The organism is Methanomassiliicoccus sp., from assembly GCA_033485155.1.
Lineage (GTDB): Archaea > Thermoplasmatota > Thermoplasmata > Methanomassiliicoccales > Methanomassiliicoccaceae > UBA6.
The window spans coordinates 258684-279091 of record JAWQJJ010000003.1; the positions used below are offsets into that span (position 1 = coordinate 258684).

Sequence of the window (20408 nt, forward strand, 5' to 3'; positions counted from 1 at the left end):
TCTATTTATTCGTTTCTGTACGGTCGCCCCGCCATAGAACGGAACGTCCAGGGAGTATCGCTTGGGGACATGCCCTCAGAACCTCTTGCTCCATCCCAGGAACCCTGTCATCTCGGCCACAGGGTCCTTGGACGGATGAGCCCCCACCTGCTCCCGGTACCGCGCCACCCGGTTGTCCAGAATGATCGCAACCCCCCGGTCCGTCTCCGTGCGGATCAGCCGGCCTACCGCCTGCTGCACCTTGCGCACCGCGGGGACGGCGGAGGCATACTCCCACCCCCGCCCTGGGCCATACTTGCGATCATAGCGGTTCTTGAGCTCGTCCAACAATAACGATGGTGGGGGATAGGGCAGGCCGACGATCACCGCGATGTCCAGCTCCTGACCTGGGAAATCAAGGCCCTCGGCCACCTTGCCCCCCATGACCGTGAAGAAGACCCCGCCGCGGCCCCGCTTGAACGCCTGGATGCTTGAGGCCAGCCGTCGGGACGCTCCCGCCTCCTCCCAGTATAGCTGGCGATCGACCAGCTCCTCGATCCGGGGGCGCATGGTCCGCAGCATGTCGTAGGAGCGGAAGAACACCATGGTGTTCCGGTCGGTCGCCTGGCAGATCTGGATAATATGGTCCTCGATGCGCTCCTTCATCGAGGGATCCTCTCGCATCTCCCGCTGGCCAGCGCACACGTCCTCGGCGTAGAGCACCAGACGGTTCTCCGACGGGAACGGCGACGGGAAGATGCGCAGTTCCCGCTGAGGTGGCAGATCGAGGATGTCCGCGTACTGCTTGAGGGGCTGCAGGGTGCCGGACATGTGGACCACGCCCTTGACCTCCCGTAGGAATGATGTCGTTTCCTGGGGATCGAGGCAGCACGCCTTAAGCGATCCGAGGTCATCGGAGGACACCAGCTTCACGAACCGCGCGTCCTCGGCCCGGAACCAGCTCTCCAGCAACGAGCCCAGGCGAAGGGTGGCCGAGCTCGGCTCCTTGCCCTGTTCCAGGCGCAGCTCGATCTGCTTCTCCCCGATGCCGACCATGTTGGCGCACATGGCGTGCAGCTCCTCATCGTCCAGCTTCAGTTCTCCCCTCAGCCGGCCCTCCAGGAACCTCCGCCCCAGGCGGGCGTCGTAGGACCCCCGAGGCACCTGCTCCCGGACCGCCTCGTCGATAATGCGTCGCAACGTGGAGCACAGCAGACCGTGATCCACTCCGGTCACCAATCTGGGATTCCCCAGCTCCTTGGCCTCGTCCTCAGCAGCCTCGATGTCGTGCATCGAGAGGTCGAAGCTCTCCTGGTCCCGGGCGGCATCGATGAGATTGTGAGCCTCATCGACGATCATCACCACGTCGTCCATGGTCAGCTGCATTCGGTCGAACAGCTGCGACCGAATGTCCTTTGACAGCACCTGGACATAAGGGACGGCGACCACATCGACCAGGGGCACGATGGCCTTCCTGGCCTCGTACGGGCAGGCTCCCTGCTTCTCGCAGAAGCGATCGAACTCCGCTGCGGTCGGCAGTTCGTCGGCGCAGTATTTTAAGAAGCTCATCTCCCCGATGGCTAGGAAGTCTGCGTAGTGCGGGCATCCCCCGTGCTGCTTGGCCAATGTACGGGACTTGCGCTCCTCGCATATCCTGGACAGGGCGTGAGGAGGAATATCCTCGAATTCCTCCAGGGTACGCAGAAGCAGGCACGATCGCCTTCGACCTTGCATTGCCAGCCCGGACACTCGCTGGCGGCGGGAGATGGAGCGTAGCTCCTTCATCACCTGATCGCTCTGGGAGATCGTCCTCGTAAGGTACAGCACCTTCTTCTTATGGACCTTGGCGTGCTGCAGTGCCCCCACCAGGGAGCATATCGTCTTCCCCGTGCCCGTGCCCGATTCCATGACCAGGTGCTTCCCCTGATCCATGGCAGCCTGGACCGCGTCGACGATCTCGATCTGCGACGGCCGGGGACGATAGGGGAAGAAGGGAGGGCGGTCCACCTCGACCTTCTCCTCGGCGGCTTCCCTTCGTCCGGCGGGGACCATCTTGCCCGATGTCTTCCGCACCTGCCTCACCTCCTCCCCGCATCCCGGACAGATATTGGATGTCGGGTCTAGGAGACAGCCGCACTCGCAGAACCTCCCTGCCATGAGCGAAGCATCGCTGGGTAGGATATAAACATGACCTAGGGTAAGCCGACAGCAACAATCCGCGTCTGTCCGCCTCCCTGGGGGAGGGCCACGGATAGCATAAACGACCGATCGGCGTCCAGCACATACTTTTTATCGCCCTTTCGGATATACTGCCGCACGCCCCCATCGAGGTCGCTAAGTATGGTTCTCATCGTGCCCCTTGACGCCGTTGACGAGAAGAATGACGCTCAGGTCGGAGGAAAGGCGGCCAACCTCGGCAAGCTGATCAGGGGGGGCTTTCGCGTCCCTCCGGGGATCGTGGTCACTGTTGAGGTCTACGACCGCTATCTGGGCGGCGGCGTCCGTGAGCGAATAGGGGAGTTGCTCGCTTCCCTGGACCCGGGAGATGAGACATCGTTGGAGCAAACCTCCGCCCGTATCCGTGCGCTCTTCGTAGGCGAAACGGATGATGGAATGGCAGAGGCGATAGACCGGGCCATCGGGGCCATCGACCCCCATGCATTGTGGTCGGTGCGGTCCTCGGCAGTGGCCGAAGACCTGGCCAGTGCGTCCTTCGCCGGGCAGCAGGATACCTACCTTAACGTGGGCCGGAAGGACATCATGGCCAACGTGAGGAGATGCTGGGCATCTTACTGGAATTCCCGAGCCATCGCCTACCGCCACCGGGCCGGGGTGGACCAGCTGGGGACGGGGATGGCGGTGGTGGTCCAGCGCATGGTGAACGCCCACTCCTCGGGCATCATGTTCACCTCCGATCCGGTGTCCGGACGCAAGGATAGAATGATCGTAGAATCCTCCTGGGGGCTGGGAGAGTCGATCGCCTCCGGCCTGGTGACCCCGGACCGCTTCATCTGCGACAAGAGGACCCTGCGTACGGTGGACAAGGCGATAAGCCGCAAGGTCACCGGCATCTTCCTATCCGTCGAAGGCTCCCGGTCGGTGAACATCGAGCCGGACAGACAGACAGCCCCGTCCCTGACCAAGGGCGAGTTGGCCAAGGTGGGGCGGATGGGCAGACGGGTGGAAGCTCACTTTCACGCCCCCCAGGACGTCGAGTGGGCCATTGAGGGGGACGAGGTCTTCCTGCTGCAGTCCCGCCCCATTACCAATCTGTCAGAGGGCTCCGACATCCTCTGGACAAGGGCCTATGGCGACGAGTATTGGTCTGACGTGACCTCTCCGCTGTTCTTCTCCCTTCTGGGCGAACTGCTCACCAAGTACGTCAACCACGAGGGCTCGGAGATCATGGGCTACTGGAACCTGACCGACAAGGAGCTGTTGAAGGTCCACCGGGGGCATATTTACTTCAACGCGTCCGTGCTGGAGGAGGTGTTCACCTACAACCCCAAGTTCTCCCGGACCACCGAGCTGCTGAACTACTTCCCCCAGAAGGACCAGGCCCGCATCGCCCGAGCCGACACCCGGATCGTCCAGCGGCTGTGGGCCGAGGTCCGCATTGCCATCTTGGACAACGAGGGCACGATCTTCCGCACCGACAAGGCCTACCGCCGGTGGGCCGAAGGCTTCGTCCGGGTGTCGGAGCGGCTCGATTCCCTGGATCTCCCCTCACTGAGCGACGGCCAGCTGTACGACGAGTACCTGGCCTATCGGCAGGCGGGGATCAAGCATTACCGGCTCATTCGTTATGGCATGGTCACTCACTCCATCGGCACCAACCTCATGGTCAAGCAGTGGCTGGCCAACTGGCTTGACGACCGCAGTGGGGTGTACTACGCCAAGCTCATCTCCGGTCTTGAGGACAACAAGACCCTCAAGACCAACATCGCTATAGCCAAGCTCGCCCGGGCGGCCCGGGAGAACCCGGCCGTGCACGAGGCGCTGACCTCCGGCGATCGGCAGGGGACGCTGGAAGCAGTCCGCTCCGATCCCCGTCTGGCCTCCTTCAAGAACGAGCTGGAGGGGTTCCTCCGCACCTACGGCCACCGCTCCCACACCCGCGAGATGTACTTCCCCCGGTGGGCCGACGATCCCACGCTGGTCATCGACGTCGTGAGAGCCCTCGTGACCTCGGAGGTCGGGGATCTGCAGAAGCTGGAGAGAGACCGGGCACGGGAGCGCGAGGAGGCCGAGAAAGAGGTCCTGAAGAGCCTCGGCCGCCTCCGCTTCGGATTTGCCCGCAAGCTCATCTTCCGGCCGGTGCTCAGCTATGCCCAGATCTATCTGATGTTCCGGGAGAACCAGCGATTCTACCTCGACCACATGATCTATCGCTGGAGGAAACTCTTCTTAGAATACGGTCGGAGGCTCGCCGAACGCGGCTATCTCAGCGACCCGACGGACGTCTTCTTCCTGAGCAAGGAGGAGGTGTTCGAGCTATGCGCTCGGGGCGGGGAGGTCAAGGAAAAGGTCGAGGAGCGGCGGGCCGATTTCGAGCTCTGCCGCGACGTTCTCCCACCCAAGTTCCTACGGGGCGACCTGGAGTTCGATGACACCGTGGTCCGGGGAGCGGACACCGTTAGGGTGACGGGAGTGTCGGCCAGCCCTGGAGTGGCCACCGGTCGGGTGCGGGTGGTGCAGAACATCGAAGCATTGCCCACGGTGAGGGAGGGCGAGATCATGGTCACCTCCAACACCGACCCAGGGTGGACGGCGGTGTTCTCCAAGTTAGGGGGGCTGATCACTGAGACCGGAGGCATATTATCGCACGGCGCAGTGGTCTCCCGGGAGTATGGCATACCCGCGGTCACCGCGGTGAAGGACGCCACCTCGTTCTTCCGCACCGGGCAAAGAGTAACTCTAGATGGCAACGATGGTACCATATACATCTTGGAAGAGGCATGATCATGAACACCGACATGATACACCCAGCGGGGATGGAGAAGGAGTGGAGCGAGAGCTTCTACTTCAACGTGTATGATAAGGCGAATGACGTCTGCGTCTTCATGCGCATCGGGCTGAAGCCGAACATGGACGAGCGCTCGGCGTTCTGCTTCATCATGATGCCCGACGGCCCGGTCGTGGGGATCAAGGACCAGGAGACCTACGGCCGGGGCACTCTGGACGCCAAGGGGCTCCACTTCGAGGTGGTGGAGCCGGAGAAGCGCTGGAAGATGACCTACGGCGGGCACATGGCCTGCATGACCGATAAGGGGCCCGTGCCGGTGCCCGTCTCTTTCAACCTGGCCTTCGAGGCTCGTAACGAGGTGTTCGACTACCGGGAGTGCGTCGATGCGGCCGGGGAGCGCATCTCTGGGCAGGTCGCCTCCGAGCACCTCGAGCAGTTCGGCAGAATCACCGGCTCGCTTATGGTCGGGGAGGAGCAGCTCGACCTCTCCGGATTGGGGGAAAGGGACCATTCCTGGGGAGTGCGGGACTGGAACGCGCCCAAGATGTGGATATGGCTGACCGCCCAGTTCTCCGATCACGTGGCGCTCAACGTCACCAAGCTGTTCGTGGACCAGGGAGAGGTCTCGGCCGGTTACTTCCACCTCAATGGCAAGAACCTGCCCCTGGTCAAGGCGGAGGTGAGAACCGTGCTGGACCCCGATGGCACGCCGCGCTCTCTGGCAATGTCCCTGGTCGACAAGTTCGGAGCCAAGCACAAGGTCACCGCCGAGGTTCTCCGCCTGGTAGCCATGCCCTTCCCCAGTCGGGACGGTAAATCGGTATCGGTTATGCACGAGACCCTGGCCGAGTACACCTTCAACGGGCAGAAGGGCTATGGCATCGCCGAGTACCTCGTACGCAAGGAGTAGAGCGAAAAGGCCTAGTTGGCCTTCTGGGTGATGCTCTCGTCCACCTCATCAAACCTGCTCGACATCTCCCTGATCTCACCCTCGTCGAACAGCTTCCGGGCCCGGGGGATCATCTGTTCCTCCTCGTCCATCACGTGGTCGTTGATCACCGAGGTCAGCTCCTCGATCGCGTCGGTGAAGGCATCGCCCTCCTTACTTAATGCCGATAAGGACTCCAGCAGCTTGTCCACCTGGCGGTGCTCCTCCATGGCGTGTTCCACCATCCCCTCCTCCTTTCCCTTCATCGCCGGGTACAGTGATCCCTCCTCCGCCCGCATGTGCGCGGCCAAGCTCAGCTTCAGCTCGTTGAACACCTTCTCGTCGTAGCCTTCGCTCAGCCTCTCGAGCATGCCCTCGACCTCACGGTGCTCCTTCATGATGTGCTCGAATATGTCCATGTAGTCACGTCCGACCATCCTTTTCGATGGTCTGGACCGCTTCTCCACGCCAACGTATAATAGGCTTGCACGCCGGAAGCTCAGTGGCAGTTACAATGGCGGTGCTCACCGCATTCTGGCCGGAGGTCGAAGACCTTCTTCAGCCACCCCTCGGCGTCGGCCCAGTCCTTGCACACGATGTGGTCCTCGGTGAGGCCCGTATCGCGGGCGATCTCGTACTCGTGCTCCGGCCCCGGGGTCTCGAAGTGGAGCACGTACAGGCGAAATGTCCCCTTGGCCGCCAGGTCGGCCTTGGGGGCGGAGACCACCGAAGCCCCGAAATCGTTAGGGAACCGGTAGATATTATGGATCCTGTCCCCCTCCATGCATCCGCACACGCACCTGGCGTTCAGATCGACGACGTACCTATCGAAGTCCATCTCTCTCCCCGGGAGTATCCTCGCACAGGTTTATCGCCCTGTCGTTCACGGAAGGACAATTGAGCCGGCGACCCTCAGCTTCCCGCCTTCCAGGTACATGATGACCGCCCGGGACCCGGGAGGGTGCACGACCGGCTTGTCCAGGGTCAAGGAGATGGTCGGCCGACGGAAGTCGCCGCCATCCTTAACCGCCTCCACACGGGCGCCGATGAACTGCATCCAGTGTCCGAGGTGCAGGACCATCCCCTCCTTCAGAGGCATCTTCCAGTAGTTGACCAGCTCCGCCTGGGCGGTGACGGATGAGTCGCTTCTTATGCTGCTGTCCTCGGTGAGCACATACCCTCGGTCCAGCTGCTCCACGTCGATGTTCTTCAGTGCCAGGCCGACGCGGTCCCCATGGACCGCGTCGTCGAAATCGTCATCATGCTTCTGGATAGACCGCACGAGTGCTGTGCGGTTGGTGGGCAGCACCTTCAGGTCGTCGTGCTTCTCGATGCGGCCGTACGCCACGTAGCCGAGGATGACCGTGCCCACTCCCTTGACGTTGAAGAAGTGGTCGATGGGTACTGCCCCCTTCCCCATCCCCTGAGCGACCGTCCGGCCCTTGGCCTCGCTGATCAGCATCTCGCGGAGGGAGTTCTTGTCATCCTCCACAAAGCGATACGCTTCCAACACCGTTCCCTTGGTCAGCGGGGCGAGCTGCTCCCGGGTAAGGTAATTGCGGAGGATGATGTATCCCTCCTTCACCCCGGCGCACTGCAGCATGACGATGCACTCCCCCAGCTGAGCGTTGATCGCCTCCACCACCACCAGCGCGCGGTCGGCCATGGAGACAGCATAGAAGAGCGGGGCAAGGCGGTCGGGATACTTGGTCGGCTCGATGAAGGTCACCGTATCGGTGCCCTGCTTCAGATCGTAGAGCGTGATGTCCGAGGCGGTTCCCTTCTTTCCCAGGTCCTTGGCGTAATCGTTCGGACCGATGACCGCCACGTTCAGGTTGGCCATGGTGGACGATAAAAATGGGGCGGGATAAAGGTTTTTGGATGGAAAAAGAGAGGGACCGGCCCCGACGCCCTCAGGTGCCGGTAGCCAGGGTACCCGCGAAAACCAGCCAGGCCAGTGCCGACTTGGCGAACAGGCTTAGCAGGATGTAGACATACTCGCCGAACAGGTAGTCCTTCCATCTTCCCACCTTCTTGTACTGCAGGACCATGTTGAAGGCGAAGGAGAAGAAGAAGATCGCAATGACGAAGTATATCCAGTACACGAAGTCCGGGACTCTTCCACCAACTCCCGAACCCCACAGGTAGATGGAGATGACCACCCAAGGAACTAGACCGGCGTAGGTGCCGAAGATGTAGGAGGTCCAGTCCGTCTTCTTGGTGACCTGGTTGTGCTTCTCCATCATCAGCCCGAACAGGTTCATCACCGAGTTGATGGCGAACAGCGGAATGATCGCCGCGATGTCCCGGACCCCGCACAGGACGGCGATGACCACAATCATCACCGAGGACGAGATGGCGTACTCGTACCATCGGGCGTAGTTGTGGTTCTCCTTCAACCCCGCCACGTACCATTTGTACAGCGGACCGGCCAGGAGGAAGTGGTCGAACGCCGATATGAACAGGAACAGGGCGACCATGGGGCCTAGCAGCAGATCGAACATCAGCTGCTGCTGCGATATCAGGCTCTGAGTGGCCGGATCGAACTTCAGGAAATAGCTGTAGATCGGCTGGGAGGTATTATTTGCCAGCACCAGGATGAGCAGTGCCTGCACCAGGTGCACGACCGCCATTACGGCGTTGAACCTCCTGAGTCTCTTGAACTTCATTTCCTCTGTTAGGTTCATGGTTGGTATATCGTTTTCCGAAATAATAAAAAGATACCGAACAGGTTAGGTCCGTTCGATGGGGACAAGGGGGCCAGATCAGGGACCCTTTCCCTCAGCCATGCTCTCCACCTCGCACTGCACCACCTTGCCCCGGGCCAGCGAGGTTAGGGCACCAACAAAGGCGATCCCCGCCGATACCATGAACGCCAAGTTCATCCCGCTGACGAACTCCGCGGTCCCGGCGAGGGGCACCGAGCCCATCGTCCCCGAGAACAGCTCGGACACCACCGCGGTCGAGGCCACCGTTGCCACCAACGCGCCCATCACCGCCAGGCTGAGCGATTGCCCCACCGTGCGCATCGTGGACAGGGTCCCCGAGGCCACCCCCAGTTGCTCCCTGGGGACGCATCCCATGATGGCGCTGGTGTTGGGAGAAGAGAACATCCCCATGCCAATGCCCAGCAGGACAAGATAGGCGACGAGCTCCAGAGCCGAGGTGCTCTCTCCGATGGTCCCCAGCAACAGCAGGCCGATGGTGATGAGGAGCATCCCCCCGGACGCGAGGACGCGGGAGCCGATGCGATCGGAGGCGGCCCCCATGATGGGCGACAGGATGCTCATCACCAGGGGCATGGACAGGAGGACGAAGCCGGTGAGCGCCAGGGAGTAACCGAGGACCCGTTGCATGTAGAACGAAAGAAGGAAGGAGATCCCGAAGTACGAGGTGTAGTTCAGCAGGGCGGAGATGTTGGCCATGGCGAACAGGCGGTTCCTGGTCAGCAGGTGGAGGTCGAGCATGGCGTCCGGTCCCTTCCTCCGCTCGATGACCACGAACACGGCGAAGCTGATGATGGTCACCACCAGGAGGGTTATCGAGACCGGGGAGGTCCAGCCCAGGTCCTCCCCCACTGTAAGGTTGATGAGCAGCGCGGACAGCCCGGTGGCGAAGGTTATGGCCCCGGTCAGGTCAAAGGGGCGGGGGCGGACGGTGCGGACCGGCTCCTTCATCATCGCCAGGGAGAGGGCGATGACGACCAGACCTATGGGGATGTTGACCAGGAAAATGGACGGCCAACCGAAGGACGCCGTCAGGAAGCCTCCCAGGGGCGGACCCAAGCTGAGGCCGATGTACACGGACATGGCGTTGATGCCCAGCGCCTTACCCCGCTCCTGGGGCGGGAAGGAGGCGGTTATTATGGCGGGCGAGGTTGACATGATCATCGCCGCCCCGATACCCTGGAGGAAGCGGAATGCGATCATCTCCCCGCCGTTGACGGACACGCTGCATAGGAGGGAGCCGAGGACGAAGATGGCGAAGCCGGCGACGAACAAGGGCTTTCGCCCTCGTAGGTCGGAGAGCCGGCCCACGGTGAGCAGCAAGCTAGCCACCGCGAGGAGATACGCGGTGGGAATCCACAACGCCGTCGCATAGTCCATCCCCAGATCGCTGGAGATGGTGGGCAGGGAGACGCTGACGATGGTCGAGTCCAGGGGGCCCATGAGTGCCCCGACACAGGTAATGAATAGGATGATCCGCCGTTCCCGTTTATCCAGCGCTGCCAATGTTATCGCCCTTCACGCCTCTATATGGAGGGGGCCAAAAGCGTTTCGTCTCTAGATAAGGCTGACGGGGGCCCTCTTAGCTTCTGGAAGACCATGCCGGAGGGGACACCACCTCCGGTCCCGCGGTTTCTCAAAAGTAAATTATAGGGGTCGCTCAGAGCGAGTACGGTGACAAAATGACCGACGGCAAGGGGTTTTATTCGCTCCCTGCCCTGCCCTACGGGTACGGGGAGCTGGCGCCATTCATATCCGAACAATTGTTGAAAGTTCACCATGACGGGCATCACCAGAAGTACGTGAACCAGGCCAACGGCCTCCTCGAGAAGATGGACAAGGCCCGGGCCGAGGGAACGATGCCCAACATGAAGGCCGAAGCCCAGGCCCTGGCCTTCAATGTCGGGGGCCATTTCCTCCACAAGTTATACTGGGAGAACATGAGGCCAGCGACATCGGGAGGGGGAGGGAGGCCCGGAGGCAAGATCGCTGACCTCCTGGACCAAGAGTTCGGCGGCTTCGAGCGCTTCCAGAAGGAATTCACCGAGCTCGCCAACACGGTGGAATCGTCAGGTTGGGCGACCTTGATATACTGCAGCATGACCAAGCGCCCGCTGTTGGTACAGGTCAAGGATCATGACCTCTATGCCATCCCCGGGTTCAAGGTGCTGATGGTCATGGACGTATGGGAGCACGCCTACTATCTGGACTATAAAAACGAAAAGGCCAAGTACACCGCGAACTTCTGGAACGTCATCAACTGGGACGTGATCGACCAGCGGTTGGAGAAGGTCCTCGGCGGGAGGAAGGAAGGAATGGCGGTGCCGGTGGCCGCGGCCGGTGGGTCGCTATGAGTCCCTCGTCCGACGATCTCTCGTTGTTGGGCCGGGTGCAGACATGAAGCGATGGTATGAGGAGCTGAGGAGAGGTGACCACGCTGCACACATCTACCGCAGTGATGCCGAGCAGGTGCGGGTGGTGACCGATACGGTCTCCTGGATGGGCGAGGACCAGCGCCTGGTCATGCTTAGTGACCGTTGGGACACGGAGACCAAGGCCTCCCGCCCCCGGGTCCTGGACGCGGCCGTGGAGGACGGGCATCTGATTGTCGTCCCCGCCAAACCCCTTTTGTGCCGTTCCGGGCAGTTCCAGGCCGGTGCACTGCAGGAGTACATCGACGTGGAGCTGGACGGTTTGACCCGTCCCGAACTGGTGATAATGTGGGACTTGGATTGGCTGGGCGCTGACCCTGATGCTTTCGAGGCCCATATCGTCCAGCTGTCCAGCATGGCCCTCGCACCGCCCATTCATGGGGTCACGCTCATCGGCCAGTACGGCACCGCGTTCTACACGGCGGAACAGGTGGAGAGGATACTTAGGGTTAACCCCCTGGTCCTGGAGGGCGGCATGCTCGCCCGCAAGTTCTGGGTGGTGTCCAAGAGTTCGGTGGGAAAACCCTCCAAGGACGGGCATTCGCTCAGGGTCGACGTCCCGGAGAGCGCCAAGGTCCACGAATTATAGTCCAGGATAGCGGACCACCGGTTCCAAGACCACCGTCACCTCGATGTTGTGAAAGCCCAGGGGCCGGATCTTGCGGTCGATGATGTCAATCATCTCTGAGTTGTTAGCCGCCCGGATGCGGAACATGATCCGGCGCTCCCCGGTGACCCGGAGGATCTCGGAGACATTCTCCATCGAGAACAGGGAGGCTATCGCCGTCTGGGTCTTGTCCGGCGGGATGTCCGCGGCGATGTACGCATCGCAGCTGATGCCCATGCGGTCGTGGTTGACGATGGCGGAGTAGCCCATGATCGTTTTATTCTCTTCCAACTTCTTAATGCGATCGCGTATGGTCGACGGGGAGCGGTCGACGAGGGCCCCTATCTCCTCATAGGTCAACTTTCCGTTCCGCTGCAACAACCGAAGTATCCTGGAGTCAAGGTCATCTTGCAGCATCCTGTCTTTGTACGCTTGCCCACAGTATAAAAGCTTTCCAGGTGAAAGGGGGGCAGTGATAGCGGCGTTCTACGCTCAGCGCCGCTTCCCCGTCGCCCTAAGATGGTCGGTAATGATCTTGGCGTGATCGAAGGCTAGCTCCGGAAGGGAATCGAGGTCGTAGAGCGACACCTCATCGGCGTCGTCCCCGGCCCTCAGCTCGCCGCCCACGACGCGCAGGTGGAAAACCGCGCTGACGATGTGCCCGCGGGGATCCCGCCCGGGGTCGGAGTACAGGCCCACCAGTCCCAGCGGCTCGGTCCGCAATCCAGTCTCCTCCATGACCTCGCGCACAGCGCAGTCCTCGGCCCGTTCGCCGTGTTCTACGAAACCGCCGGGCAGCGCGTACTTGCCCCTACCCGGCTCCCGGCCCCGGCGGACCAGAACGATGCGGCCATCCACCATGACCACCCCGTCGGCAGTGAGGGTGGGGTTCCTGAAGGCGTGGGCCAGCTGCTCGTCGGCCCGCCGCTTCTTGTTCTGGTGCTCATCGAGGAGCGCGTTCCCTTCGGCGGTGAGGTTGCACCTGTCCCCGCTCACCACGATCCTGGCACCGAGCACCTCCTCGATCTGGGCGATGATCTCCCGAGCCCGCCCGTCGCTCATCCCCCGGACCGCGGCCGCTTCCTGGAGGGATCCCCGCTCGGCGATAGAAGCGAGCAACCCGGCCCCCTCCTCCCCAATGATCAGGCGTTCCCCCTCCGTCAACCAGATCTGGCACCTGACCCCGTGGCTCATCGCCCCCGACGATGGCCAAATGATAACTTAATAACTTGCTCCCTCCTATGGCCCGGCCATGCAGGACTGGAAGCGGCAGATTCCGACCATCATGACAGCCCAGGAGCTCCTGGACCGGGCCTATGCCCGAGCTTCCAGAAAGGAGGTCAACGGGGCGGCAGCGTTCGATACGGTCAAGAAGACCAACATCGGCAAGATAACCGCCATCGGGGACATGACCACCACCACGCTGCTGAAGTACGTCCGTTCCTTCCCTCGGATGGAGAAGGAGGACGAGTTCTACTCCCAGCTCATCGACGTCATCATCGGGCACGAGAAGCTGAAGAAGGCGCTGGGGAATCTCTCGTGGTGCGCCGAGAAGTGCTCCGATCTCCAGCGCATCTACCTGATGCGGGTACGGAGGGCTCCTACCATCGATGAGGTGGCCAAGGCGACCAGGGAATTCTACGGCCGCTTCTCGTCGGTCATCAACCGCGTGGACGGGGACCTTTTGTTCTGCCAAAAGGCCCGCGACCAGCTGAGACAGCTCCCGGCGGTGGACACCACCGTGCAGACCGTGGTCATCGCCGGCTACCCCAACGTTGGCAAGAGCCAGCTGGTAGAACGCATCTCGACGGCCAAGCCCACCATTGCTCCCTACCCCTTCACCACCAAGGGCGTCATCATTGGACATCTCAAGAGCGGGTGGCAGACCTACCAGATCATTGACACCCCCGGCCTGCTGGACCGGGAGCTGGAGAAGCGGAACGCCATCGAGCTTCAGGCCGTCCTGGCCCTGCGCTACCTGGCCGACATCATCGTATTCCTCATCGATCCCTCGGAGACCTGCGGCTACACCCTCGACCGGCAGTTGGCGCTGTTGGAATCAGTCAAGGCTAACTTCTCGGAGATACCCATCATCGAGGTGGAGAGCAAGGCGGACCTGGAGGGCAAGTTCACAGACCGGCCGCGCATCTCCGCCCTCACCGGGGAGGGAGTGGACGAACTGATGGCCAAGATCGAGGGAGCGCTCAAGGCTCAACGGGTGAACGACCTGGACAAGCTGCCGACCTAGGGGTAAAGATTCGCCTTTGCCATCTCTTCAAGCGAACCATTTATCTTCACGTCCTCGCATTGGCCGATGGCCGACATAGGGGATCGGCGGATCGCAGGTGATTAAGCATGGCGGGAGTGGCGTGCAGCAAGGCCATGGAGGATTACTTCAAGGGCCTGTTCGCGGAGACGGACCGGTGCTACGGCATAGCCCGCCGGGCCCGAGCCCGGGGGTTGGACCCCGAGGTCTTCGTGGAGATCCCGCGGGCCGAGGACCTGGCCTCGAGATGCGAGAAGCTGCTCGAAGACTGGCATGTGGAGGGCGTGGCCGAACGCATCCGTGAATTGTCCAAGAACCACAACCGCGAGGAGGTTTCCCTGCTCGTGGCCAAGGAGATGGCCACCCAGCCGGCCAAGACACGCGAGGAGTCGATCGACCGGGCGGTGCGGGTCGGGCTCGCCGTCCTTACCGAAGGCATCCTGGTGGCGCCGCTGGAAGGCATCGCCGGATGCAAGATCGGCCGCAATGCCGATGGGTCCGAGTACCTCTCCATTTCCTTCGCCGGGCCCATCCGGGCGGCGGGAGGGACCGGGCAGGCGCTGAGCGTCCTCATCGGGGACGTCGTCCGACGGGAGATCGGTATCGGGCGGTACATCCCCACCGAAAGCGAGGTTCAGCGGTTCATGGAGGAGATTCCCCTCTACAAGCAGTGCCAGCACCTTCAATATACTCCGGGCAACGAGGAGATCGAGATCATCGCCCGCAGCTGCCCGGTGTGCGTCGACGGCGAGGGCACGGAGGAGATGGAGATCTCGGGATTCCGGGACCTGCCGCGCATCGAGACCAACCGGGTGCGGGGCGGAGCCTGCCTCGTGATATCGGAGGGCATGTGCCTGAAGGCGCCCAAGATCCAGAAGCACGTCAAGAAGCTGGGCATCGATGGCTGGGAGTTCATCGACGAGTACCTGGAGTGGAAGAAGCGCCACGACAAGGGCGATGATAAGTCGGCCAAGAAGATAGTGCCGGACTCCAAGTTCCTCAAGGACATGGTCGCCGGCAGGCCGGTCATCTGCCACCCCTCCCGCGTTGGAGGTTTCAGACTGCGGTACGGGAGGGGACGCACTACCGGTCTGGCCGCGTTGGCCATCAATCCGGCCACCATGTTCGCCCTCAACGACTTCCTCGCGGTCGGCACGCAGATCAAGATCGAGCGCCCGGGCAAGGCTGGTGCGGTCACGCCCTGCGACACCATCGAGGGACCGATCCTGCTGCTCAAGAACGGCGACCTCGTTCAGGCCAACACCGTCAAGGATGCCAAGCGATACCGGCCGGACGTCGCGGAGATCGTCGACCTCGGGGAGGTGCTGCTAGCCTACGGCGAGTTCATGGAAAACAATCACATCCTCGCGCCTGCGGGCTACGTGCCCGAATGGTACAGGGCCGAACTCAGGTCCAAGGCGCGGGATCTGCCTGCCGATTGGGAGGAGCCGGGCTACGAGCGGGCCAAGGAGATCTCCCGCCAGTTCGGGGTGCCCCTGCATCCTAGGTACAACCTGTTCTGGTACGACCTACCCCTGGAGGACCTGCAGGCCCTCAGGGCGCACATACTGACGACGGGAGCGTGGAAGGAGGACGGACTGCATCTCAAGCGAGAGCAAGGCAGCAAGCGCACCTTGGAGTCCCTGGGGGCCCTCCACCGGGTCACGGGGCAGGAGGTCATCGTCGAGTTCTACGCCATGCCCTTACTGGAAGGCCTCGGATTGAGCCATGAGGGAGGGAAGATCGTCGAGCGCACGCCCCTGGCCGACCCGGGGGCGCAGCCCGACGAGCTGTTGCCCTCGCCGACCCTGAGGGCGGTTTCGAAGGCCATGGGCGCCGAGGTGCGGGCGCGGGCGGTCACCCGCATCGGCTCGAGGATGGCCAGGCCGGAGAAGGCCAAGGAGAGGAAGATGAAGCCCCCGCCCCACGCCCTGTTCCCCCTGGGCCAGAGCGGAGGGATGCAGCGTCTCGTCTCCACCGCGGTCAACGAATCACGAGTGGAAGCGGAGATGGGCCTCCGGCAGTGTCCGGAGTGCGGGAAGAATACCTTCCTATGCTCCTGTGCGGAGTGCGGAGCCCACACCTTCACCGTTAATAGGCCGACCACGCAGCGCATAGACCTGAGCCAGCTCCTGCAGAACGCCATGGCCCGCGTGGGAGTGGCCGAGGCCCCAGAAATCAAGGGCGTCCAGGGTATGATCTCGAAGAACAAGACCCCCGAGGCCCTGGAGAAGGGTCTGCTGCGGGCGGTCCATGACATCTATGTGTTCAAGGACGGCACGATCCGGTTCGACATGACCGATGTTCCGGTGACCCATTTCCGCCCCCGGGAGATCGGGCTGAGCATCGAGAAGGCTAGAGCATTGGGGTACACCAAGGATGTCCACAACGAGGAGCTGACCTCTCCCGAGCAGGTGTGCGAGCTCAGGGTGCAGGACATCATACCGTCGGAGAGCTGCGGGGATTACATGATCAAGATCGCCGACTTCGTCGACGACCTGCTGGAGAAGTACTACGGGCTCGCGAGGTTCTACAACGCCCGTAACCGCGGCGACCTCATCGGGCAGCTGACCATCGGTCTCGCCCCCCACACTTCGGGCGGGATCCTGTGCCGCATCATCGGTTACACGAAAACGAACGTCGGCTACGGGCACCCATTCTTCCATGCCGCCAAGCGCAGGAACGCCGATGGCGACGAGGATTCGGTCATCCTGCTGCTCGACGGTCTGCTCAACTTCTCGAAGGAGTTCCTCCCGAAGAGCCGGGGCGGGCTGATGGATGCCCCCCTGGTCCTGACCACTAGGCTCGATCCCAACGAGATCGACAAGGAGGCGCACAACATCGATGTGCGCTGGGAGTACCCCTTAGAGTTCTACCAGGCGACGCTGGAGTACAAGCACCCCAAGGAGATCGATTCTATCATGGACCAGGTCTCCGGCCGCATCGGTTCGGCGCTCCAGTATGAGGGCTTCGGGTACACCCATGATACCAGGGACATCTCCGAGGGGCCTAACGAATCGGCCTACAAGACCTTGGAGACCATGATCGATAAGATGAACGCCCAGCTGGAACTCGCCCGCATCATCCGGGCGGTCGATGCCAAGGACGTGGTGTACCGGGTCATCACCAAGCACTTCCTGCCGGACATGATCGGCAACCTGAAGTCCTTCTCCTCGCAATCGCTGAGGTGCACCAAGTGCGGAGCGAAGTACCGCCGCATACCGCTCAAGGGCCGCTGCTACTGTGGCAACAACCTAACGCTCACGGTACATGAGAAGAGCGTGAAGAAGTACCTTGAGATCACCAAGGAGATCAGCGAGAAGTTCGAGCTCGACGCCTATACTCAGCAACGCATAGGCATAGTCGAGGAGTCGATGAAATCGCTGTTCCAGTCAGATAAGGTAAAAAAATGCAAGCTCACCGATTTCATGTGAGCATGCAGTGGGAAGGCGGTTTTTTTAATGCTGAAAGCGGCCTTCATCCGCTTAGATGCTGCCCATGACGGAAGAGAAGCTCTGGCAGCTGCTCTTCGGAGTGTTGCAGTAGGGGCAGGTCCACTCGTCCGGCAGATCCTCGAACGGGGTTCCGGGGGGGATGCCGTGGTCAGGGTCTCCTACTTCTGGGTCGTAGATGTAGCCGCAGATGGGGCAGACATACTTTTCCATGTTCTTCTCCATGTAAGTGAGCTCCTATGGTTTAGTAAGATACCATTTATTGAAGAATATAAGAAAATTAGCCCTGATTGAATATGGGTCTCGAACGATCTCTCCGATTTCGAAGGAGTCGCCGTCATAACGCGGTCCTTGACCGGGAACGATGATAAACGCATTACAGAAAAGGAAAATGGAAGATGCCCGTCAGGGCAGAAAGCGGTTTTTCGCTATGGTTTCATCCTTCGATGAGCTGACCCACATCCTCACGGAAGTCGTCGAACTTCTTCTCGAGGATCTCCAGGGCCTTTCTCAGAGTGTCCCGGGCGGTCAGCGAACCGTCGGTCTCGAACTCGAAGATGAACTTGGATTCATCGCCGCTCGTGGTGATCGCGTCCTTGGGGCAGGCCTTGATGCATGCGCTACACAGGATGCAATCCTCCAGGTTGGTGACCACGATCTTGCCGTCCTTCTTGGCCAGCACGTCGCGGGGACAGGCTTTTACGCATTCCTCGTTGCCATCACACTTCGCCGTGTCGATGGTGACAGTGGGGTAGTAGCGGTAGCTGGTCCCGGAGGTCACCTGCCACTTGGCGTGCCGCTTGGCGATGCCAAGCTCAGCGGAGGCATAGACGAGCAATGCCTGCTTAGGGCCGAGCTTGACGATCGGTATGAGTTCGTCCTTCACCCTCAGCTCCTTCCCACCGAGGGGCTCCAGATCGCCGGAGTAGACCTCCGCGGGGCCCTTCTTGTTGAGGGAGTACATGATGGTGCAGTTCGGACAACCCTCGCCGTTGCAGGTGCACTTATCCTTAACGACGTACAGATCGGGATCGGTAGGGATGGGCACGAGACCGAGCCGGTGGGCGATGATCTCGTCGAACAGCGGGCTGACGCTCTCGCATTCCTTACCGTCCTCGTCCCTGATCGGACCCAGGTGGAACTCGACGGTCTCGATGGCCATCTTGGGGACCTCGGTCATGAGCGTACGCCTCAGGGCGTTGGCCATGTCCGGGCGGATCCCCGAAACGACGAACCTAGCATGGGTTTCGGTCAGGTCGATGATCTTCAGGTCCATGTATGCAACCTCTATACTCTTCGGCCCCTTCTGCCGCCCTTCTTCTTGGTCCCATCATGGGGGATGGGGGTGACATCCTCGATCCGGCCGATCTTCATGCCGGCTCGAGCGAGCGCCCGAATGGCAGCCTGTGCGCCGGGACCGGGGGAGGTAGCCTTGTTGCCGCCCGGAGCGCGGACCTTCACGTGGATGCCTTCGATGCCCTTCTCCTTGGCGATCTCCGCCACCTTCTCCGCGGCCCTCATGGCCGCGTAGGGCGAAGACTCGTCCTTGGCCGCCTTGACCACCATGCCACCGGTGGCCTTGGTGATCGTCTCAGCGCCGGTGATGTCGGTCAGGGTGATGATGATGTTGTTATAGCTAGCGTAGATGTGCGCGATGCCCCACTTTCCCATTTTTACTCCTCCTTTGCTTCAGGGGTCAGGTCTGGCAGGTCCGCAGGCTCGCCCTCGACCACATCGGCGGCGACCTTCTTCAGTACCTTCTCGACTTTCTCCACTTGGGAGTTCGAATGTTCCTCGACCTTCGCGGCCGGGGCCTCGGGAGCATTGCTCGGCTGTCCCCCGGTTCTCAGGGGGTGAAGCTCGTTGGATATGGGAGACAGGGGGTTGAAGGTGATCTTCTCCTCCTCCGTCCTCTTCACGACGTATCCGGGGATGGTGACTTTGCGGCCATCGATGGACACGTGGCCATGGACGATGAACTGCCTTGCCTGCTTGGGCGTGGCAGCGAGTCCCTTGCGGTGGACCAGGGTCTGCAACCTGCGGTTCAGGACGGTCTCCTGGGTGAGGCCGAGGACGTCATCGAGGGTGCTCCCCTCCATGGGCAGGAGGCCCATGCGGGCGCACTTCTTCAGCAGAAGGGACGCCTCGAGCTTGGCCTGCTCGTCGTTAAGACGGACGCGGGCCTGCAGCAGCTTGGACTGGTTCCTCAGGTTCCTGAGGACCGCCTGGGCCTTCCACAGCTCGCGCTTGTTCTTCAAACCGTAGGCATTGCATATCTCAGTCTCGGCCTTGATCCTCTCTCCTCTCCAGGGGTGAGAAGGAGCGTCGTAGGACCGGCGAGGGAACTTCGGATCTCCCATATTAACACCTGCTCAATATCTCTCTTACTTCTTCTCGGCCGGGGCCGCGGCGGCGCCAGGCTGCTGAGCCTTCTGCCGGCTGACACCCATAGTAAGGCCAGTCCGTCCGTTGGACCGGGTCTTCTGACCACGAACCTTCTGTCCCTGCTCGTGCCTTACGCCCTTGTAACAGCGAATCATCTTCATGCGGTTGATGTCGTCCTTCTTCGCCACATCGAGGTCCACGCCGAAGATGTGCATGTCATCACCGCTCTCGAAATCGTTCTGGCGGTTCACAGCCCAGTGCGGGGCGAACTCCGGGTAGCTGGCGATCACCTTGGTGATCTCATCGGTCTGCGCTTCGGACAGGTTGCCCATCTTCTCCGAGGGCTTGATGCCGGTTCTCTTAGCCACGACAGCGGCGACACGGGGGCCGACACCCTTCACATTCTGTATGCCCATCATCAGGGACTTGTTGCCATCGATGTCGAAGTTCATGATGCGGACGATGTACCGGAAGTTCTCGTCGACCTTCTTCTCTACCGGCTTCTCCGCTTTCTCCTTCTTTCCCTTCTCTTTCTTCTCGGCCTTTTGTGGTTTTTCCTGTCCTTCAGGTTGCGCCAAACTGCTACCTCCAATGAAATTGTATGAACTTTATCCATTCTATGTATATAGTTTATGGAGCGTCTCCCCTACACGCAAGTCCCTATTTA

Annotated in this window: 19 protein-coding genes; 6 read left to right on the forward strand and 13 right to left on the reverse strand. The window is 61.4% G+C overall.

The features are described from left to right. Positions 1-75 precede the first annotated feature (75 nt). Complete coding sequence (locus tag SA339_06800; protein MDW5562920.1) at positions 76-2136, reverse strand: ATP-dependent DNA helicase; 2061 nt, start codon at positions 2134-2136, stop codon at positions 76-78. Positions 2137-2319: 183 nt separating this feature from the next. Here SA339_06800 and SA339_06805 point away from each other — a divergent pair, with 183 nt between their 5' ends. Both SA339_06805 and SA339_06810 read left to right on the forward strand, forming a co-directional pair. Further along, the gene (locus SA339_06805) at positions 2320-4941 is read left to right on the forward strand and encodes a PEP/pyruvate-binding domain-containing protein (GenBank protein MDW5562921.1); all 2622 of its coding nucleotides are present in this window, start codon (positions 2320-2322) and stop codon (positions 4939-4941) included. 2 nt (positions 4942-4943) lie between these two features. After that, complete coding sequence (locus SA339_06810) at positions 4944-5855, forward strand: hypothetical protein (GenBank protein ID MDW5562922.1); 912 nt, start codon at positions 4944-4946, stop codon at positions 5853-5855. Positions 5856-5866: 11 nt separating this feature from the next. On the opposite strand, the gene SA339_06815 is transcribed toward SA339_06810, so the two are convergent. The 5 genes from SA339_06815 to SA339_06835 form a co-directional block, all read right to left on the reverse strand. Further along, the gene (locus SA339_06815; GenBank protein MDW5562923.1) at positions 5867-6292 is read right to left on the reverse strand and encodes a hemerythrin domain-containing protein; all 426 of its coding nucleotides are present in this window, start codon (positions 6290-6292) and stop codon (positions 5867-5869) included. Positions 6293-6372: 80 nt separating this feature from the next. Further along, positions 6373-6711, reverse strand: coding sequence for a hypothetical protein (locus tag SA339_06820; protein ID MDW5562924.1), 339 nt, complete (start codon positions 6709-6711; stop codon positions 6373-6375). A 45-nt stretch (positions 6712-6756) separates the two neighbouring features. Then, positions 6757-7716: an EF-Tu/IF-2/RF-3 family GTPase gene (locus SA339_06825; protein ID MDW5562925.1), complete on the reverse strand. Its 960-nt coding sequence runs from the start codon at positions 7714-7716 to the stop codon at positions 6757-6759. Between the two features lie 70 nt (positions 7717-7786). Then, positions 7787-8560 (reverse strand): heliorhodopsin HeR, encoded by a 774-nt coding sequence (heR, locus tag SA339_06830; GenBank protein MDW5562926.1) that lies wholly within the window; start codon positions 8558-8560, stop codon positions 7787-7789. A gap of 78 nt (positions 8561-8638) precedes the next feature. After that, positions 8639-10105, reverse strand: a complete 1467-nt coding sequence (locus tag SA339_06835; protein ID MDW5562927.1) for a DHA2 family efflux MFS transporter permease subunit — start codon at positions 10103-10105, stop codon at positions 8639-8641. Between the two features lie 176 nt (positions 10106-10281). Here SA339_06835 and SA339_06840 point away from each other — a divergent pair, with 176 nt between their 5' ends. Next, complete coding sequence (locus tag SA339_06840; protein MDW5562928.1) at positions 10282-10953, forward strand: superoxide dismutase; 672 nt, start codon at positions 10282-10284, stop codon at positions 10951-10953. 43 nt (positions 10954-10996) lie between these two features. Then, positions 10997-11620, forward strand: a complete 624-nt coding sequence (locus SA339_06845) for a hypothetical protein (protein ID MDW5562929.1) — start codon at positions 10997-10999, stop codon at positions 11618-11620. On the opposite strand, the gene SA339_06850 is transcribed toward SA339_06845, so the two are convergent. Next, positions 11615-12055, reverse strand: coding sequence for an Lrp/AsnC family transcriptional regulator (locus tag SA339_06850; GenBank protein MDW5562930.1), 441 nt, complete (start codon positions 12053-12055; stop codon positions 11615-11617). The two genes, SA339_06845 and SA339_06850, sit on opposite strands and share 6 nt — an antisense overlap. Before the next feature lie 75 nt (positions 12056-12130). After that, positions 12131-12832 carry an NUDIX domain-containing protein gene (locus SA339_06855; GenBank protein MDW5562931.1) on the reverse strand — a complete coding sequence of 234 codons (702 nt, stop codon included), beginning with the start codon at positions 12830-12832 and terminating at the stop codon, positions 12131-12133. 58 nt (positions 12833-12890) lie between these two features. On the opposite strand from SA339_06855, the gene SA339_06860 reads away from it, so the two are divergent. Both SA339_06860 and SA339_06865 read left to right on the forward strand, forming a co-directional pair. Beyond that, a complete protein-coding gene (locus tag SA339_06860; GenBank protein MDW5562932.1) occupies positions 12891-13886 on the forward strand; it encodes a GTPase in 996 nt (331 codons plus the stop codon). Positions 13887-13993: 107 nt separating this feature from the next. Further along, the gene (locus tag SA339_06865) at positions 13994-17338 is read left to right on the forward strand and encodes a DNA polymerase II large subunit (protein MDW5562933.1); all 3345 of its coding nucleotides are present in this window, start codon (positions 13994-13996) and stop codon (positions 17336-17338) included. Between the two features lie 51 nt (positions 17339-17389). Here SA339_06865 and SA339_06870 read toward each other — a convergent pair whose 3' ends face one another. The 5 genes from SA339_06870 to SA339_06890 form a co-directional block, all read right to left on the reverse strand. Then, entirely contained in the window at positions 17390-17581 is a 192-nt protein-coding gene (locus tag SA339_06870; GenBank protein ID MDW5562934.1) for a rubredoxin, read from the reverse strand. Positions 17582-17792: 211 nt separating this feature from the next. Then, positions 17793-18632, reverse strand: coding sequence for a DNA-directed RNA polymerase subunit D (locus SA339_06875; protein ID MDW5562935.1), 840 nt, complete (start codon positions 18630-18632; stop codon positions 17793-17795). Positions 18633-18643: 11 nt separating this feature from the next. Further along, on the reverse strand, positions 18644-19027 hold the full coding sequence (locus tag SA339_06880; GenBank protein ID MDW5562936.1) for a 30S ribosomal protein S11: 384 nt from the start codon (positions 19025-19027) through the stop codon (positions 18644-18646). A gap of 2 nt (positions 19028-19029) precedes the next feature. Beyond that, a complete protein-coding gene (locus SA339_06885) occupies positions 19030-19716 on the reverse strand; it encodes a 30S ribosomal protein S4 (protein MDW5562937.1) in 687 nt (228 codons plus the stop codon). 24 nt (positions 19717-19740) lie between these two features. Next, positions 19741-20319 (reverse strand): 30S ribosomal protein S13, encoded by a 579-nt coding sequence (locus SA339_06890; GenBank protein MDW5562938.1) that lies wholly within the window; start codon positions 20317-20319, stop codon positions 19741-19743. Positions 20320-20408 lie beyond the last annotated feature (89 nt).

Coding starts and splice junctions, on each gene's coding strand:
- SA339_06800 (MDW5562920.1), bottom strand. CDS start 2,136: ATGGCAGGGAGGTTCTGCGAGTGCGGCTGTCTCCTAGACCCGACATCC.
- SA339_06805 (MDW5562921.1), top strand. CDS start 2,320: ATGGTTCTCATCGTGCCCCTTGACGCCGTTGACGAGAAGAATGACGCT.
- SA339_06810 (MDW5562922.1), top strand. CDS start 4,944: ATGAACACCGACATGATACACCCAGCGGGGATGGAGAAGGAGTGGAGC.
- SA339_06815 (MDW5562923.1), bottom strand. CDS start 6,292: ATGGACATATTCGAGCACATCATGAAGGAGCACCGTGAGGTCGAGGGC.
- SA339_06820 (MDW5562924.1), bottom strand. CDS start 6,711: ATGGACTTCGATAGGTACGTCGTCGATCTGAACGCCAGGTGCGTGTGC.
- SA339_06825 (MDW5562925.1), bottom strand. CDS start 7,716: ATGGCCAACCTGAACGTGGCGGTCATCGGTCCGAACGATTACGCCAAG.
- heR (MDW5562926.1), bottom strand. CDS start 8,560: ATGAACCTAACAGAGGAAATGAAGTTCAAGAGACTCAGGAGGTTCAAC.
- SA339_06840 (MDW5562928.1), top strand. CDS start 10,282: ATGACCGACGGCAAGGGGTTTTATTCGCTCCCTGCCCTGCCCTACGGG.
- SA339_06845 (MDW5562929.1), top strand. CDS start 10,997: ATGAAGCGATGGTATGAGGAGCTGAGGAGAGGTGACCACGCTGCACAC.
- SA339_06850 (MDW5562930.1), bottom strand. CDS start 12,055: ATGCTGCAAGATGACCTTGACTCCAGGATACTTCGGTTGTTGCAGCGG.
- SA339_06855 (MDW5562931.1), bottom strand. CDS start 12,832: ATGAGCCACGGGGTCAGGTGCCAGATCTGGTTGACGGAGGGGGAACGC.
- SA339_06860 (MDW5562932.1), top strand. CDS start 12,891: ATGCAGGACTGGAAGCGGCAGATTCCGACCATCATGACAGCCCAGGAG.
- SA339_06865 (MDW5562933.1), top strand. CDS start 13,994: ATGGCGGGAGTGGCGTGCAGCAAGGCCATGGAGGATTACTTCAAGGGC.
- SA339_06870 (MDW5562934.1), bottom strand. CDS start 17,581: ATGGAGAAGAACATGGAAAAGTATGTCTGCCCCATCTGCGGCTACATC.
- SA339_06875 (MDW5562935.1), bottom strand. CDS start 18,632: ATGGACCTGAAGATCATCGACCTGACCGAAACCCATGCTAGGTTCGTC.
- SA339_06880 (MDW5562936.1), bottom strand. CDS start 19,027: ATGGGAAAGTGGGGCATCGCGCACATCTACGCTAGCTATAACAACATC.
- SA339_06885 (MDW5562937.1), bottom strand. CDS start 19,716: ATGGGAGATCCGAAGTTCCCTCGCCGGTCCTACGACGCTCCTTCTCAC.